At 68.8% G+C, this 16,929-nt stretch carries 10 protein-coding genes and 1 pseudogene; 4 read left to right on the top strand and 7 right to left on the bottom strand.

Going from position 1 to position 16,929, the window contains the following annotated elements; translation table 11 throughout:
* Positions 1 to 615: 615 nt before the first annotated feature.
* From ACZ62B_RS34770 to ACZ62B_RS34740, 7 genes and pseudogenes are all read right to left on the bottom strand, one after another.
* Positions 616 to 1,566, bottom strand: a complete 951-nt coding sequence (locus ACZ62B_RS34770; protein WP_468727264.1) for a hypothetical protein — start codon at positions 1,564 to 1,566, stop codon at positions 616 to 618.
* Positions 1,563 to 3,998: a hypothetical protein gene (locus ACZ62B_RS34765; RefSeq protein WP_469693453.1), complete on the bottom strand. Its 2,436-nt coding sequence runs from the start codon at positions 3,996 to 3,998 to the stop codon at positions 1,563 to 1,565. Before ACZ62B_RS34765 ends, ACZ62B_RS34770 begins: the two co-directional genes overlap by 4 nt.
* A 33-nt stretch (positions 3,999 to 4,031) precedes the next feature.
* The gene (locus ACZ62B_RS34760; RefSeq protein WP_469693451.1) at positions 4,032 to 6,281 is read right to left on the bottom strand and encodes a hypothetical protein; all 2,250 of its coding nucleotides are present in this window, start codon (positions 6,279 to 6,281) and stop codon (positions 4,032 to 4,034) included.
* Between the two features lie 42 nt (positions 6,282 to 6,323).
* Entirely contained in the window at positions 6,324 to 8,501 is a 2,178-nt protein-coding gene (locus tag ACZ62B_RS34755; RefSeq protein ID WP_469693449.1) for a hypothetical protein, read from the bottom strand.
* Between the two features lie 19 nt (positions 8,502 to 8,520).
* Positions 8,521 to 10,782 (bottom strand): hypothetical protein, encoded by a 2,262-nt coding sequence (locus ACZ62B_RS34750; protein WP_469693447.1) that lies wholly within the window; start codon positions 10,780 to 10,782, stop codon positions 8,521 to 8,523.
* A complete protein-coding gene (locus tag ACZ62B_RS34745; RefSeq protein ID WP_469693445.1) occupies positions 10,782 to 12,896 on the bottom strand; it encodes a hypothetical protein in 2,115 nt (704 codons plus the stop codon). Before ACZ62B_RS34745 ends, ACZ62B_RS34750 begins: the two co-directional genes overlap by 1 nt.
* A gap of 823 nt (positions 12,897 to 13,719) precedes the next feature.
* A pseudogene (locus tag ACZ62B_RS34740) lies at positions 13,720 to 13,929 on the bottom strand (IS630 family transposase); the annotation flags it as partial.
* A 372-nt stretch (positions 13,930 to 14,301) separates the two neighbouring features.
* On the opposite strand from ACZ62B_RS34740, the gene ACZ62B_RS34735 reads away from it, so the two are divergent.
* From ACZ62B_RS34735 to ACZ62B_RS34720, 4 genes are read left to right on the top strand one after another with little or no spacing between them, the layout of a single operon-like run.
* A complete protein-coding gene (locus ACZ62B_RS34735; RefSeq protein WP_469693443.1) occupies positions 14,302 to 14,964 on the top strand; it encodes a hypothetical protein in 663 nt (220 codons plus the stop codon).
* A gap of 27 nt (positions 14,965 to 14,991) precedes the next feature.
* Complete coding sequence (locus tag ACZ62B_RS34730; RefSeq protein ID WP_469693441.1) at positions 14,992 to 15,666, top strand: peptidoglycan DD-metalloendopeptidase family protein; 675 nt, start codon at positions 14,992 to 14,994, stop codon at positions 15,664 to 15,666.
* A gap of 58 nt (positions 15,667 to 15,724) precedes the next feature.
* Entirely contained in the window at positions 15,725 to 16,285 is a 561-nt protein-coding gene (locus ACZ62B_RS34725; protein WP_469693439.1) for a M23 family metallopeptidase, read from the top strand.
* Positions 16,170 to 16,712: an LGFP repeat-containing protein gene (locus ACZ62B_RS34720; RefSeq protein WP_469693438.1), complete on the top strand. Its 543-nt coding sequence runs from the start codon at positions 16,170 to 16,172 to the stop codon at positions 16,710 to 16,712. The genes ACZ62B_RS34725 and ACZ62B_RS34720 overlap by 116 nt, the downstream gene beginning before the upstream one ends.
* Positions 16,713 to 16,929 lie beyond the last annotated feature (217 nt).

Here is a 16,929-nt window from a genome sequence, read left to right as displayed (position 1 = left end):
CCATCCGTGAGGGGTGCGAGGGTCCCCTCGGCGGCGGAGCAACGCCGTTTTCCAGTCCCGGAGATGGGCAGGTGCGGTGCAACCGCCTGTCCTCCTCCCGGGTGGCCGAAGCCCACGGTTCGCGTCCGGACGGACGGCGACCGGCCGCACCGACTTTGTCCGTATACGCCTCGCGGGGGCGTCGGGAGGAGGGGAGCGACCGGGGAGACGCTCTGCCCTCAGGTCGCCTCTCCTTCTCCGGCCGGGCGGTCGTCCAGGGCGGCATCGGCCAGGCGCCGCCGGTAGCGGCTGTGGGCTCGCCGAGCCGGCGTACCGCAGTCGGGACGGCACGATCGTGCCGTCCCGGGTCCGCGCGACGATGGCCGCCTTTTCCTCCTCCACCCGCACCTGTTCCACCGGCACCGCGGCCAGGTACGGGAGGAGCTGCTGCGGCATCGCCTCACACGATCGCAGCGTCCCGCTGCCCCGACCGGCGCAGCACAGCACAGACCGGGCACGCAAGAGCTTCTCCTGGAAGAACCACCGCGGCCTGCCGGTGCGGGCGCACACCCGGCTCAGAGGCCCGATCGTGGCGGTGCGGGACGACCTCGACGTGGGTGACTCGCTCCCGGTGCCTCACCGTTGTCCTGGCGGGGGGAAGGCCGGGACCAGTCCGACCGAGACGCGAAGTTCGTCCCGTCCGGGATCCGGGCCCATGCCGACAAGTCCTCTTCGCACGCCGTGCAGGGAGCGGTCGACCCGGTGCAGCGTCGGCAGCCAGGCGGTCAACGCGTCGTCGACGGGGAGGCCGGCGTTCGAGGCAGCGGGGAACAGCGTACGGGCCGAAGCGAAAAGGGTCAGCGCGATGGTCTCCGCGTCGTCCCCGTCCGTCCATGCTGCGCTGAGACCGAGGCGGCGCCCGGCCAGCCGCCGTGTTCCGTCGGGGAGACGGCGGTCCAGGACGGTCGGTGCCCCGGAAAGCCCCACCGTGTGCAGGAACGGCAAAAGGTCCACCACATCGACGGCGGGCAGCCTGACATAGATCTCGCGGCGTCCGCGGACCGGCTCGATCCCCAGCATCCGCGGTCTCGTCCCGACGGGCAACCGCCGCACGGCCGATGCCAGCCGCTCCGGCAGCAACTCCGCCGGCGGAGTCGTGTCGTCGGGGATCTCGGCGTAGAGCTTCAGCCGGGGAACCGCGCCCGGTGCTTCCCGTCCGCCCACCCAGGCGCCGAAACGCGCCTCACAGCGTGCCTGGGCGGAAGCCAGGATGTCGACGAGCGCCGGGGGCGGCCCCTGGTGGTTCTCGGCGAGCAGCGCGGAGGCGAGGAGCAGCCGTTCGGTGTCGGGTGTCTCCGGAGGCGCGACCTCGGCGGTCCACTGGACACCGTCGATCCAGGAGGCCGCTGTGAGCTCGATGGGGAAACCGGTGGGGGTCAGCCGGCTCCACCGGGCGGCGACCTCGGACCAGGCGCTGCTCTCCAGGCGGTCGACGGCGTCGTTCAGCAGCGGGGGCGTCCGAGCCGTGCCGGTCAGCGCGGACACCAGGCGGGACACGGGCTCCCGCAGCAGGGCCCTCGTGCTCATGCGGCTGCCCGGACGGGGATGATCGTCTCCTCGCCGTCCACGGGCTCGGCCTGCTTGATGCTTCCGTCCGTCAGTACGAGCGTCACGCGGTGGCGGAAGCTGCGGTGCGCCGGATCGAGAAGAGCAATGTGCAGGGACACGGGCGCCGTTGCCGTACCGGGGATCTCGAGCCGCTCCTGACGGGTGTAGGAGCGGGCGGGATCCCGGTAGTCGATGTCGAGGAAGGCGAATGCGACGCTGCCGGGCGTGAAGAGCGGTACGGCCGTGATGTCCAGGGCGGCCGTGAAGGGGTCGTCGACGGGCAGGAACGAGGCCTCGCTGGTCAGTGGCCCCGACGTCAGCACCGTGCCGTTCTTCAGATGATGCCGGAAGCCCGCGGTCCAGCTGCGGTGGTCGGGGTGGGTCAGCCGCAGGCGCCACGTCTGTGCGGGGCTTCCGGGCAGGACACGGAAGGCGTCGTTGCGTCGGAAGGTCGCGCCGTCGTCATAGGCAAGTTCGACGTCGACCGCGTCCACGATGCCTTTGTCGATGCGATTGGGGAAGATCTGGAGTTCGAGGAAGCCCAGGTCCTCGGCGGGGTCCACACGCAGGGTGCGGTCCATGCTCGGCCGTGGTCCGATGTCGTAGGTCAGCTTCTCCCCGATCCAGGACGAGCTCGAATCGAAGTTGTGCTGCAGACCGACTTGGAATCCGAGGTCGAGGGCCTGGTTGAGGAAGGTCTCGAACCGCTTGGGGCCCGGGTCCGCGGACGTCAGATGGAACTCCTCGCGTGCGTGCCCCTGGACATCGGCGGGGTCGCCGTACTCGATGGACACGTCCGTGGAGAACAGGCCGGTCCTCACGAAGTCGGCGGAGGACATGACGTCGACTCCCAGCGTGCGGAAGAAGGGGTCGTCGAGGTCGACCTCGGTGAAGTGACGTGACCTGTCGCTCAGTTCGTCGAGGAGCAGGCCGACGAACCCCTGCGGCGCGTAGGTCCGCTTGACCGTGGTCTTACGGTCGTAGACGAAGGTGAGTGTCTTGCGCTCCTGCTGTTCGACGAAGCGCAGCCGGAAGGAGACGAGAGCGGGCATGGCGCCGCCTGCCGCAGCACCGGTGGCCTGCGGGTTCGCCGGTCCCGCGCCGGTCGGCCCGGCCGGCACCGGATTCGCGCCGACGGGCTGGGCCGGCACCGGTGCGGGCACGGCCGCGGGTGTGGCGGCCCGTGCCAGGGTGGCGCGGATCGAGACCGCGGGCAGCGGGGCCACGGAAGGCCAGTCGACCGTCACCGGGTGACTGCTGCCCGGCGCCACCTCGACGGTCACGTTTCCTTGAGCGTCGACCTGGCGCGGCGTGCCGTCGACGGTCACCACCGCACCGGGCGGCCCGGTCACCCGCAGCGCCTGGGTGGTCCCCGCCGCTCCGGGCACCAGGGCCAGGGCCGTGCCCGCAGGCAGCGGTGCGGGCGTGCTCTGTGTGGTGGTCAGCGTCGCCGGCACGGCAGCAGGTGCGCCGCCGGGCCGTTGAGGCTGGACGGCCGCGGGCGAGCCGCCCGACGGGGTCGCCACCGCATTGAGCGCCCTGGTCCGCTCCAGCACGGCGTTGAGCCCTTCGGGTTGTGCGGGTCCCTTCAACTGCCCGAGGTCCAGGGAGGGTTCGAACCACTTCTTCAGCAGTTCGTCCTTGAAGAAGTCGAGAGCCCATTTCTCCTTCGCTCTGGTGTCGGCATCCCCGCCGAAGTCCGTGACCTTGATCCTGATGGCGCCGTCCTGTACGAGTTTCTCGAAGCCCGCGTCGATGCCCACCTTGACCCAGTAGATCTGTGCTTCGAGACCGGCTGAGAACTGGTTGTACACGCGGTCGAGATCGGCTGTGATCTCGATGTGCAGGTCGGGGGTGAGCGCGGAGTACTCCAGGTCGTATATGACCCCGACGGGGGTGGCGCCCTTCTCGAACGACTCCTTCATGATGATCGCCCCCTCGTGGTCCAGGACCAGGGAGAAGGCCGCGGTCTCCTCGCTGGTGAGCGAAGGACTGGTGGCGCCGAGGATCTTCTCCACCGCGTTGAAGGCCCCAGGGGGTGCGGGCTGGGCCACCGTCCCACCGGATCCCTCCAGATCGAGGGCGAGACAGCGGACGGTGCCGCGCTCGACGGGCACCGCCGCCAGTTGCGGCTCCCCGTCCGGGACCATGGCCGCCAGACGCCCGAGGATCTTCGAGCGGGTCTTCTCGGGCAGGGCCACGACCGTCTGCAGCATCAGGAAACCTCCGCCCTCGACACCCGCCCGGGCCACCGCCGGCCGGTACTTGATGAGGCTGAAGGCGGGGCTGCCGTCGGGGCGGCGCCCCAGCTGCACCTGCGTGGCGAGGTACCAGAACTGATGCGGGTCGGCGTGGTCGTGGAAGACCGTCACGCCGTCGACCTCGAACGTGCGGGAACCGAGCTGCAGCATGGTCTTTCTCCCTCGTCTCCGGCCGTGGCGGCGTCAGGGGGACGCGGCGACGGTCATGGAGTCCGTGTCGAATCGGCTCCAGTCCGTCTCGGCCGAGAGACCGTTGCTGAAGAGCCGGCGGACCTTCAGATCGAACGCGTCCGCGGCAGGGTCCTTGAAGTCGAACTCGAAGACCGCCGTGGCATCAGGGGCGGTGAAGTCGAAACGGTCCTCGAAGGAGAGCTGCGCGGCCTCGTCCTTGGCACGTGCTTCGACCTGGATGCGCTCCAGACCCTGGGCGGCGAAGTCGGGCGGTGAGTGCAGGGTGACGCATCGATGCCCGCGCAGGTCCGCCCGGACGAAGACGCGGTTGCTGACGGTCGTCGACCACGGGCCTTCCCGGACCGTCGAGTCGAGCATGAGCACGACGACGCGGTACCGCGTCCGGTTGAGGACCGGATCGACGCGGTCGGCGATGAAGGGCCTCGGTTTTGTGTCCTTGGTGACCTCGATGGAGTCCTCCACGCGGATGCCGTTGGCGGGATCCTCGTAGAGCAGGTCGACGAAGGCCCGGTCCACCTGGGTGAAGTCGAGTGCCGGGACGACATCGACTTTCAGGCGCCGGGGGAACGGGTCCGGCACGTCCACCTGAGGCCGCGTGAGTGGTGTGAAGGGCGTGGTGTGGTCGCGATGGTCGGCCGCACGGTAGGTGATGCGCGCCAGCACGGGACCGGCCGGCGTTCCGACGAGAAACCTCTGCCAGGAGTCCGTCCGGACCTCTGAGGTGAGACGGACCAGATCGTTCTGCCGGATCCCGTGTGCGGGATCGTCGTAGCGCAGCTCGACCTCCACCGCCGGATAGCGGTCGAAGGGGAAGCCGGGCAGGGGCAGTACGGGAAAGGTCTCGAGGGAGAACAGGTCGCGCGGCTGGATGGTCTTCGCGTCGGTGGTGACGACCTCCTTCGGCGAGACCAGGCGGTGAGGACGCTCGCCGGCCTCGGCCGGCAGGAAATCGACGGTGTACTCCAGGTCGACCGGCATGACCATCCGGCCGTTGTCCACCTGCGACGGCCACTCCAGTTCGCTCTCGGTCTGCTTGCTGTCCAGTACCGCGGTCCTCGTCTCCCCGGCGTACGTCAAGGTGGCCGTCACCGTGGTGATCCGGTCCTGAGTGTGGTCGGCCCCCGAGACGACCCGGACCTTGCGCTTCTTGAACCACGGGTCGTCGGCGTCGACGCTCATGACGAGCCTGGAGCGGTCGACGCCGCTGTGGAGGAAGTCGAACAGCCCCGACAGGTGGCCCTGTGGATACATGCTGCGCTTGATCGTGATGCGCTCGGAGAAGTCCACGTCGAGCCGTTTGGAGTCCACTCGGCTGTAGTGGGTCTTGCGGTAGCTGAACTTGCCGAGCGGCGTGCTGCGCGCGGGCGAGAAGGCCGAGACGACCTCGCTCGCCCTGTCCCAGCCGTCGGGAGGCTTGCGCAGCGGATCGAGTGAGCTTTCGAAGAACGCGTCGGTGATCATGTCCCGGACCCGGGCCATCGCGGCGTCCCTGCGCTCGGCGAGAGTGCCGCTCTCGTCGTCCTCGGGCACCAGTGTGTCGGCCTCCAGGGTGATGATCCGTTCCTCGACCAGACGTTCGCACACGTCTTCGATCTGTACGGAGTCGAAGAGCCCCTCGTGACCGAACGTGGTGTCCATGATGTCCTGCGCCCGGTCCCAGTCGACCATGAGCCGCACGTGGTAGGCGGGGCGCAGCGCCAGATAGTCGAGGCTGTAGACGACGCCGATGGGTGACATCTCGCCGGCCATCACCTGGTCGAGGATCGTCACGCCCCGGCCGTCGAGCTCCACGGAGAACGCCGCGCGGTTGTCACCGTACAGGGCGGGCTTGGCGGCATGGCGGACGGCCCGCACCAGACCCGCCCCTGCGGGGGCCGCGCCGTCACTGCCCGCGCCGTCGCTGCCCGCGCCGAAGAGCATCAGGCTCACGCTGCCGTCGACCACGGGGACCGGCGCGAGGCGCGGCGGCCGATCCAGGCCCGCCAGCCGCTGGAGCTGCCCCTGGACGTTCTCCAGCCCTCCGGGCGGCATTCCGAGGTGCACGTCGAAGTCGGCGAACCCGCCGGAATGCCCCTCGGACCGGTCCTTGATCAGGAGAAACTGGGGAACCTCGACGCCGCCGTCGCTGCGCGTGACGAAACGGGGCCCCAAGGGCAGATAGTAGAACTGCAGGGGGTCGGCGTGATCACGCATCACCGACACGCCTTCGACGAGGTAGTACGGCGGTGCTTCGAGCAGCATGGCCCAGCCTCCTGGGTGCGTTGTCGGGCAGAGTCGGGCGACTCAGGCGGGCACTTGGAGAATCAGCTGCTCGTCGGTCACCTGACCGGTCGAAGACGCCTCCTTCTTCGACCCGTCGGCCATGAAGTACGTCGCCTTCCAGGTGTACTTGCGGTTGTTCCGGTCACGGACCGCCAACTCGTACTTCTGCTCGGGGCCGTCCTTGCGGAAGGTGAAGCTCTCCGCCTCGTCGATGCCGTGGGCCTCGTCCGTGTAGTGGAGGTCCACGGTGGCCAGCTTGGTCGAGGTCCAGTCGATGAGGTCCGGGATGAGCCGCACGTTCAGCAGCACCGCGTCCTCGCCCAGCAGGAGCGTCCTGCCGGTCAGCGTCTGCTCGCCGGAGTCCGCGGATGTGCCGTCGCGGAACGTGGTGAGCGTGCGGTAGGTCACCTTGCCGTTGTTCTCGTCGATCACCGGGAACTGCCAGTCGAGGAAGCGGGTTTCCTTGTTGAGCGAGATCGACTTGGTCTGCCGGTAGTTGTTCGCGTCGTCGGCGTAGGTGAGGTCCAGGAAGATGGCGTCGATCTGCCGCTCGAAGTCGCCACGCGTGCGTACCTGCACGGTCCCGTTGGCGGAGAAGGGATCGTCGACGTAGAACCGCTGTCCCTGGAGGCCTTTGAGGTCCTTCACGTACTCGCGGCCGTCCTTCATGAAGTACGTGATCGAGCCCCCGTACGGCTGCACGGGCTGCATCAGGACTTCCTTCACCCGCTCCTGCTTGGTCTCCGGTGTGATCTGGAAGCGGCACACCGGCGGAACTCCCGGTGACACCTCGGGGTGCGTCAGGGTGAGTACGGCCCGGGAGACCTGGTCGAAGTTCATGTCGCCGCGCTCGATGTCGACGAGCCAGATGCCGAGTTCGTCGATGTTGACCCTGAGCTCCGTGGTGTCGGCGTCCAGCCACTCGGACGTGAACACACGGCTCTCACCCTTGTAGTTGACCACGTACTGGTACTTGTACGCGGTGGGCCCTCCGTCGGTGAAGGCCTCGAACTTGCCGATGTCGTCGGCCTTGCTGAAGCTGAAGGTCTGGATGCCGTTGCGCGCGGTGTGCGGCGGGTAGTCGATCTTCACCTCCACGCTGAAGATCGGCAGGGTGTCGAAGTCCGCGTTCACCAGGATGTTGACGCCGAGCCTGCGGAAGAACGGATCATCGACGTCGACCTCCATCGCGTAGTCCTCCCACTTGAAGCCCTGGCCGACCAGTGAGGGCATGTTGGCCTGGGGAAGGACGTGGGCCGAGATGACCTGGTTCTCCTTGAACTCGATGCGTACGTCCGAGGTCTTGTTGACCGTGATGTCACGCCGGATGTTCTCGAAGTCCTCCTCCCGGATCTTGGAGAAGTCGCGGTTCTCCGCCGGGATCGCTTCGATGAGATTGCGCTTGACCGCCTCGTCGAGCTGTTGCGTCACCGACGACCGCAGCGTCTCGAGCATCTTGGCGACAGCGGGGTCGTTGCCGGGGAGCGCCCCCGGGTCGATCTCGACGATGCGGGACTCGGAGTTGGTGAAGACCTCGCTGATGTGCTCGCTGAAGTCGTCCTCGGACCAGAAGTTCTCCTCGAAGTCGACGGTCTGGACGAAGTTGTAGAACTTGCTGGCCGACCACGTGCCGACGGCCTTCACCGGCGGCATCCGGCCGGCGAAGTTCATGTCGTAGACGACGCGGACGCCTCCGGCACCCTCGCTGCGCATGACGGCCTCGAAGACCGGCGCGCCGAACTGGGTGAGCTCGGCCGAGATGGCCACCACGTTGTTGCCGTACATGGACGGCCGGCCGGCGTTGTTCACCTTCTGGACGAGGTTGCCGCTCGCGGCCAGCACTTCGACGGTGACCGACGCCTCGGTGATCTGGGGCTTCGACAGGACGATCTGCTGGGGTTCGACAGCCGGGGCGCCCTGTCCGCGTCGGCCCGTCAGCTGCTCCGCGAGTCGGGCGCGGACCGACTGCTCCTGCTCCGGGGTCAGCGCCAGTTCCACGTCCATGAAGACCAGTGCCGCGCCGACCTCTCCGTTCGCCATCGGCTTGGGGGTGCGGTACTTCACGTACTTGAAGACCGCCTTGTCGCCGTCGCGCCGCAGGATCGGCACCTTGGGCAGTACGTACACCAGAAGCTGGTCGACGTCGTCCGTGTAGACCATCGCTTCCGACAGATCGATGGCACCGTGCAGCTGAAGCATCCTTGCCTCCTACGATTGGTCAGGACAGGCCGAGCAGATCGGCCACGTCTCTGTCCTGTACGAAACTCCGTCCGCTCGCGGCCATCTCGCCGACGAGTCGCATACGGTCCCTCGCCCCGCCGATGGCCGCCTTGACCGCGTCGGCCTGCTCGGCTGTGAGCGTTGCCGCCAGTGCCGTGTTCCAGGGTGGGATCCCCGAACTCGTCCCCTCGGTCACGGTGGCCCAGTTGCCATCGGCGGGCCGTGTCTCCACCGCGACACGTGTCACGGTCACGGGAACGGCCCGCACCGAGGGCGCTGCTCCGCCGTCGGCTGCCGGCAGCCGGGACGGCAGCAGCTTCCTCGCGGCGTCGGGCAGGTCCAGACGACTGGTGAGCTGGAGGAAGGACACCGCTCCGGCATCCACCACGCCGAGCGCCGGGCGGCCACCGCTGTCGGCTTCCAGGAACGGTCCCGGAGGCAGGTATGTCCACACCGACGGATCCGCCGGGTCCGGCCGCAGCTCCAGGCCGTCCAGCACGACCGGCTCGTGAGCCGGCTCCGCCTCCACGGTCAGCACCAGCTCGTCCGCCGGCATCACCGGCGCGGACCACGGGCCCGGCGGCCCCCCGCGCGTCACCCGCCAGACCAGACCCGGCTGGAAGGGCGAGACCGCGACCCAGGAGATCTCGGCTTCGGCGCGGTCCGCACCCAGCCGGACCGCCTGCGGCTCCAGGTCGCCGACCTCCGGCCGCCACTCCACCAGGACGGGCGGCCGGCCCGGCCCGATACGGCCGACGACTTTGGCCCGGTGCACCCCGAAGCCGGGAAGCGTCACGGGGTCGAGATCGATGCGCGGCGTCTCCGTCAGCGGGAGCTCGATGGCGCGACCCGCGCCGACGGGCTCGACGAGCAGCGTCCCGGACGGCACCAGCCCTCGCGCCACGACGACCACAGGCGTCGCCGCGTCGAGCCGGGCCACGACCCTCCCCGACACGCCCTTCAGCGTGACCGTGGCCACGTCGGTGAGCGCGCGGGAGGCACGGACCACGGTCAGCGGCACGGGAAAGAACTCCGGGCCGAGCAGCAGCCGGTCACCGGTCGCCGGCCGCCACGCGCCGGTCTGTTCGAGTGTGGTGTCGCCGTCGCCGAGCAGCGCACGCAGCCGCACCTTGCCCGCGAGCGGTTCGTCGGGCGACAGCACGATCTCGGCTGTCGCGGTCCAGTCGGGCGGAGCCAGCCTGCCCCCCGCCGTCACCTCCTGTGGCCGCAGGGGAGGCGCCGCGGGTATCGACAGGTCGGCGAAGAGCGCCAGGAGGCCCGCCATCGGCTGCGGGAGATTGGCCGTGAACGAGACCCGGAGGCGCCCGGTCGACAGACGAGGCACCTCGACCCTCCGTACGAAGTGCTCCAGGGAGCCGCCGGACAGCTGCCGGGCCGCGGCGAAGGGGTCCATGGTCAGTACCCGCTCGGCGGTGATCTGCGTCGGCTTCGACAGGTCGACCCGGTACGGCTCCTCCGGCACTTCTCCCGACGGGAGCAGGCGGTACCCATCGGCGGTCGCGAGGTCGGGAACGGCCACTTTGCTCCGCAGGTGCATCGCCAGGACGTCCGCCCGCAGCCGCTGGTCGACGGCGGCGGGATCACCAGTCACCGTGAGAACGGGATCGCTCAGCAGCGTGTCGAGTGTCTCCGCGAGCGCCTGGTCCTTCACCACTGCCCCGTCCCCGAGGCGTTCGCCGAGGGCCTCGGCCAGTCGCCGCCGGCTGAACTGGAGCGTCAGCGGAACACGCGGCGCCACCGCGGGAAACGCCAGCCGGAGCAGTGCTTGCACCGGCAGCGTCCGGTCCACGACCAGTCGCCCTGCGAGCACCGCGCCCTCGGCGTCGAGATCAGCGACGACGTGTGCCCGCGTCAGCATGCTCGCGCTCAGCTCGACCGGTGGCATGAGCCGGCTGTTCGCGCCCGTTCCCGCGTGGGTGGACACGTTCAGGACGCCGCCCGTCAGCTCGGCGGGCACCACTCTGGCGGGGATGTGCCGGCCCACGAGGGCCTCGCCGACCGCGGGGAACGGAGCTTCGACGGCGAAACCGACCTCGAAGCGGGCGGACGGGCCGGTCTCCGCGTTCGCTTCCTGAGGCCGAAGGAGCGTCAGCGACAGGGCGGGCGAGCCGTCCTCCTGACGCTCGAGGCTCAGCGCGTCGGGCACCAGCACGATCAGGGTTCCGCCGAGCGACCAGTACGCCGAGCCGGGCACCGACTCCAGGCGCCTGCCGAGATCGGGCACTCCGGCGAGCTTCATCACGTCCCACCGCCCGGGCCCGGGGCCGGAGCCGGCGCGGTCCTGACCGGCAGCAGGATCGTGTGGTCCGTCTGCTGCCAGGGACTCGTACCGACACCGCCGGACTGCCATACCGTCTCGGTCTGGTACCGCAGAGGGGGTGCCTGGCCCCCGCTCACCAACGGCTCGATGGGTACGCGCACCGTGGTCGTGGCCGACAGGTGGTCCTCCGTCAGACGTACGGAGACGCCGTTCTCGACGGTGACGACGAAGACGGCCACCCGGTCGTCGGGCCGGTCGGGGGCGGAGAACAGGGCGGGGACGGCCTCCACGGTGACGTTCCTCGTCAGATGCCCCGGCACGCTGCGGTCGAACACCAAGTCCCATATGACCTTGCGGTCCGGCTCCGCCACGACGCCCGTCTCGTCGAGACGAAGCGCATCGAAACCGGCCGCGGGAAGGGGCTTCTCCGGAACCAGCCGTATGTCCAGACCGTCTCCGGGAGCCAGACGCACGCCCGCGGTGACGCCTTCCACCCGGAGATCCACGTGGTCCTCCCCGCACACGGCCAGCGCGGTGAGCCGTTCGACACGCACCGTGCTTTCGACGACATTGCTGAGCCGCGCGCCGATGCTGTCCGGCTTCACCTCTCCGGGCACCAGCGCGAGCATCCCTCCTGCCGTGCGGTCCAGGCGCAGCTCGAGCGGGATGTCCTCGGGATTCTCGCCGCCGGCGGCGATCCGCACCTCGCCTTTCAGCAGGCTCAGCGACGCGCCGAACAGGGCCTCGTAGACCAGACGGAAGTCCTCCAGCCCGAACGTCTCGGCATGGGTGAGCCCGCTCTCCAGGTCGATCAGGGTCTCCGGCCTCTGTGTCAGCGCCGCCGAGGGAGCACCGTTCTGCGGCAGTGCCAGCCGCAGGACCGGCTGCGCCTCCGGCAGCACCTCCAGGCGGACGGGCTCCGTCGCGCCCGAGGCCCGGGCGTCCGCTTCGAGTGTCGGCAGTGCCGCCCTCAGCCGGGTTTCCTCGGTGACCGGCCGGGCGGAGAATTCCACGGTGAACCGCAGGTCCGCCTCGCTGGCCGCGCTGGTGGCGCGTACTTTGAGCGCGGGCCGGTGCCCGTCGTCGGGCAGCCGGGCCAGCAGGAAGCGATCCGGCAGGAAGTAGTAGTGCTCCGGCCGTACGGGATCGTGCCAGTAGGGGTGGCTGCTGTCGCCGTGGCGGACGCTGAGCCGGCCCATGGGCTGCACGGCGCCGAAGCGTTCACCGAGCCGGGCCCGCTCCTCCTCGGGCAGAACCAGGGGCGACGGCTGGACCAGCGAGTTCAGCGCCAGGCGGACTCTGCGGAAGTCGGTCTCACCGTCCTCGCGGACCTCACCGGTGGGGACGCTCACATACACACCATGGTTGACGACCAGTGACGTCTCGGACTCCGCCGAGGAGAGAGCGGCGATCACCTGCCGCCTCTGCGCGGGCGTCGGCAACGGCATCCTGGCGAGGAGCACGGACTCGGAGTCGCCGAACCGCACGGAGGGGAAGGGAAGCTCCTGGAAGACACTGCCCTCGCCCTCCGACACCGGGAGCCGGTACCGGAAGGTGACCCCGATCAGATGCGGCAGTTCCAGCACGGGGGACAGCTCGCGCCCCTCTTCCCAGAGCGTGACGGCCAGCTCCGTCGAATCACCGTCCTGCAATACGGCGACCAGCGGCTTGTCCGCGTCGGTGGCGAGGGCGTAGGGGATGAGCTCGAACTGCAGCACTTCGTCGGGGCTCGTGAAGAGATCACCGAATGCCGGCGTGGGCGTCGTCGCGATGGCCGTACCCATCTGACCGGAGGGAGCGGAGGGGTCCTGCGGGGCGGCGCCCGGCAATTGTTCGAGCGGCGACTGACGGGCCCATTCGCTGACACTCTTGACGGAGGTGGGCGGCGCCTCGGGCACCAAGCTGTTCAGCAAGAACTCGTACCAGCTGATCTTCGTGTTGATCTCTTCCATGGCGGCTTCCGGGGCGCTCTCGCGCAGCGCCTGGGGATCGAGCCCCAGCATGTGAGCCGTCCACTCGTCGGTCGGATCAGGGTTCAGATTCAGGGCAGTGGTACCGGCCTTCACCACTACTGCCTGAGTGTTCTCCGCCACCGGTCCTCCCGTTCGGGGAGTTCGTGTACAGCGCTGATCGCGGGCCGCTGACGGATGCGATGCTCGCCGTGAACAGGTGCCACGGTCCGTGGGCGGGCCGCCTCCGCAGCACACTCAGGCCTCATGGAGCGAAGACCGCGGACAAGTTCGGCAGTGAGGTGGCCCGCCCGAGATGCGGCTCGGGCCACGCCCCCACGCCCCCGGGGCCTGCATACTGAAACGCCGTAAGGGATATGACACAACCCCTGCTTTCGGCATTCAATAAGGCCAGGGTGACATGAAGTCCCGGTATCCGCATCCGCAGCACTGGGGATCCCCGGCACTCAGTGAACGCCGGAGATCTTCCACGAGAGCCTGCCGCACTGCCGTTGATCCCGGCCATAGGACCGTCGGCGCCGAGATGTGCGCGAGGACGAGGAGCAATAGGCTGGGGAAAGCGCGAGAGAGGACCCTGAAACACAGTCAGACCTGGCACGGGGGCCTGTACTCGGGGTCCCGGGAGGCGTCGTGCCCGCAGCTCCCGAGTTGATCGCAGTCAAAGAGACACTCGCCTCACAGGTCTTCTCCTTCGATGAAGTGACCGGCATCGAGTGAGCCCTGCACGCACAGGACTCATCGGATCGGCAACCCAGTTCCTCGTCAAGCCTGACTTCATCCTCTCCGTTCCTTTCCTGGACCATGGAGGCTCAGGCTCGGCGATCCTGGATACCGCGGACCGCGTCATCGGGCTGCCGCACGCGGGGGCTATGCCGATGAGCACATTCCCCCACGAAGTCGGGGTCGTCACTCCGATATCCATCGTTGAGGCGACCAGATCCTGCATCGTGCGGGAGCCGGGCCGCATCGCGATCAGCCAGGCCACCGACAGACGTCCCGACCGCCGTCCGCTCACCGTCAGCTGCGGAGTCGTTCCGTGCCGGCCCCCAGGTGAGTCCTTCGGCCGGCCGGCGGATGAAGCCCGCCTCGTCCTCGAAGCAGATGTAACCCCCGCGGTCCGCCCGAACTCTTTTGTCTCCGTCCAGGTCGCCTCCTTGCATCTCGCACACCGCGGATACAGACACCGCTCCGAGTTCCTCAGGCACCTCACCGAAGTTCACCCTGACGAGCCGAAGTCGGTCAGGCCATGGCCCAAGTGGTGATCAAGGGTCTCGGGTGCTGTGCTGGATTAAGGACTCATGAGTACTCAGAGCCTCTCGGGCCCCTTGGAACCGCCGAAAACCGCCGATGTCGGCTGCCGGTTCCGGAAGGGGGGACGAGGACGGCGGTACCTCGGCGGCGGAGACTCATCGATCACATCCGGAGTGTCCCCGAGGGTGTCCATGAGGCGAATCTGCCCGGTACCGGCCACAACAACCGGACGCGGTCCGGAAAGCAATTCGGCGAAGACGGACAGCCGTGGTGCGTTATGTGCGACTGGGACATGTATGCGGACGTGAGTCTGGATCACCTCGTACCCAGGACCGGCAACGTCATCGCCTTCAGCGAAGGGGCGCGTGTCCACGGTCAATGGTCCGATCGCCCCTCGACCGGGGCGTGGGTCAACCTCTCCGAAGGCGGCAGTACGGTGGCCGCGGACGCGACGGACGCCGGTCAGGGAAACGGCGCCCGCTCTCACCGGACCGAGCGCAAGAGCTCCAAAGCAGTCGGTTACTTCGCGCCCGGGTTCGACGGCCGGCATCGGCCGGACGACGACGGGGCAGTGGATCCGGAGGCATGCCGGATCCTCGGCGTGCCGCAGACCCACTGGGCGCCGGGCATCCTGGCCGCCGCCAAGCACGAGTCGTCCTGCTACTTCAACGCGGTCGACGCCTGGGACAGCAACGCCGTCGGTCCCCGGCGGAGCGACGGCCATCCGCTCAACTGCTCGCGCGGCGTCCTTCAGGCCATCCCGTCGACGTTCGCCGCGTACCACCACCCCGGCACCTCGAACGCGATCCACGACGGCGTCGCCGACATCCGCACCGCCATGCATCACGTGATGGTCCGGTATGGCGTCTGCCTGGGCGGATCGAATCTCGCAGGCCGTGTCCGCCAGTTCGACCCCACCCGTCGATCCGGCGGTTACTGATCACCAGCCGTCGAAGGGATCCTCCTCATGTCCAAGTTCGTACTCCTGTCCCAGGTCAAACCCGGCGCGCACAACGACAGCGTCCTGATCGTCCAGAAGGCCTTGGCAGCGGCCGTGGGACTCGACTTCAGCTCGGGCCCCGGCGTCTTCGGCCGACTCACCCAGGACGCGTACGCCGAATGGCAGCGTCACCTCGGCCTCTCAGGCGCGCAGGCGGACGGAATCCCGGGGGAGACGTCGCTCAAGAAGCTCGGCGACCGCTTCGGTTTCAAGGTCGGCGTCGAAGGCCATCAGCCATCGGGCACTTCGGGCGGCCGGGTGGCCTCTCCGGTGCCCAAGCACCACGTCACCTACGCCTTCGGGATCAAGAACCCGCGCTACAAGGCCGGTTACCACACCGGTGAGGACTACGCCGCGCCGGAAGGGGCCGCCGTGGTCGCCGTCCGCAACGGCACGGTCCGGTGGTCGAACAGCAAGGGGGGCGCGTACGGCCACTGGATCGGCCTTCAAGGCGACAACGACCGGGTCTACGTCTACTGCCACCTGTCGCAGCAAGGCGTTCAGCCGGGCCAGTCGGTCAAGGCAGGTCAGACGATCGGCAAAGTCGGCAGGACAGGCAGCGTCACCGGCCCACACCTCCACTTCGAGGACCACCCGGCGGGCCCGTTCGTCTACGCCCAGTGCCGCAAGCCGTCATGGTGAGCAGCCCGAGGGAAACGTCAACAGTGATCGGCCTCATCCCCACCCACTCGACCGGCGCATGAGGGGGGTCAGGCGCGGCAGGACAGGGAACCAACAGGGCTTGTCCACCGGCAGGGGAGATGCGCCGTCGCCCGTGCCCAGGCGCAAAGTCACTTTCGACTTTCTCACCCGCGGCTCGTACGCTTGTAAGTTGAATGGTGTCAGCTGGCACACCGGTCAGAATTCTGCCGCCCCCGGTAGTCGCCGTGAGCAGCGCGTCGATCGCCTGGTCCAACGGCGAAGGCGGGGCGTACGGCCGGCGGACCGGGCTGCGCGCGCCGACAACGGGCCACGTCTGCCCCTATCGCCACCTCTCCCACGAGAGGTGGGACAAGGCCAGGAAGTCACCGCTGGTCAGCGGCTCGGCAAGGCCGGCAGCACGGGCGACTTCACCGGCCCGCACCTGCACTTCGAAATGCCGAAGGCTCCACGTGGTCGTACGGCGACGCGGCGGAGCCCACCTGGTGGGCGAGTTCGAGAACCAGGCCATACGGGAGGTCGAAATGACCGCCATCGACGACAAATGGAACACGATCCAGTGGATCGGCCCGCCGTTCGACGCGGGTGCCGGCAGCAATGAGGGACCGAACCCGGACCGGCGCGGAACATCACGCGACTACACCAACGGCTCGATCTACTGGTCCCCGGCGACGGGCGCCCACGAGGTCCACGGGGACATCCGGATCAAGTACGCCCAGGCCCGCGGATCCGGTGGCTTCCTCGGCTACCCGGTGACGGACGAACTGAGCTGCCCCGACGGCGTTGGGCGCTTCAACCACTTCGAGGGCGGCTCGATCTACTGGACCCCGCAGACGGGCGCCCACGAGGTGCACGGCGCCATCCGGGACGCATGGGCCGGCATGGGCTGGGAGAACAGCTTCCTGCGCTACCCCACCACCGACGAGATCGGCACGGGAAACAGCCGCTCCAACCGCTTCCAGCGCGGGCACATCAGCTGGTCGCCCACCGAAGGTGCCGTGGCGCATCGAAGCACCCCGATCGACTGATGGGCGGCGGGAAGTGACCTGGGCGCCGTCCCTGGACCGGATCCGGGATGCTTCGGCACCGGCCAGGACCTGTCCGATGGCGTCTTTCCGTGAAACGCCGGCACGGCGGTCAACGAGGGCGGTCACCGTCGTCCAGCGTGACCAGCGGTAGAAAACTCCCTGTCATCGAGCGAACAGGTGGACGAACGCCGTCGGCCGAAGGCGCCCTTCCGACAAC

It is taken from the genome of Streptomyces sp. NPDC053426, assembly GCF_055585405.1.
Note: the sequence above shows the minus strand (reverse complement) of the source record. Positions and strands in the feature narration are given on the sequence as shown.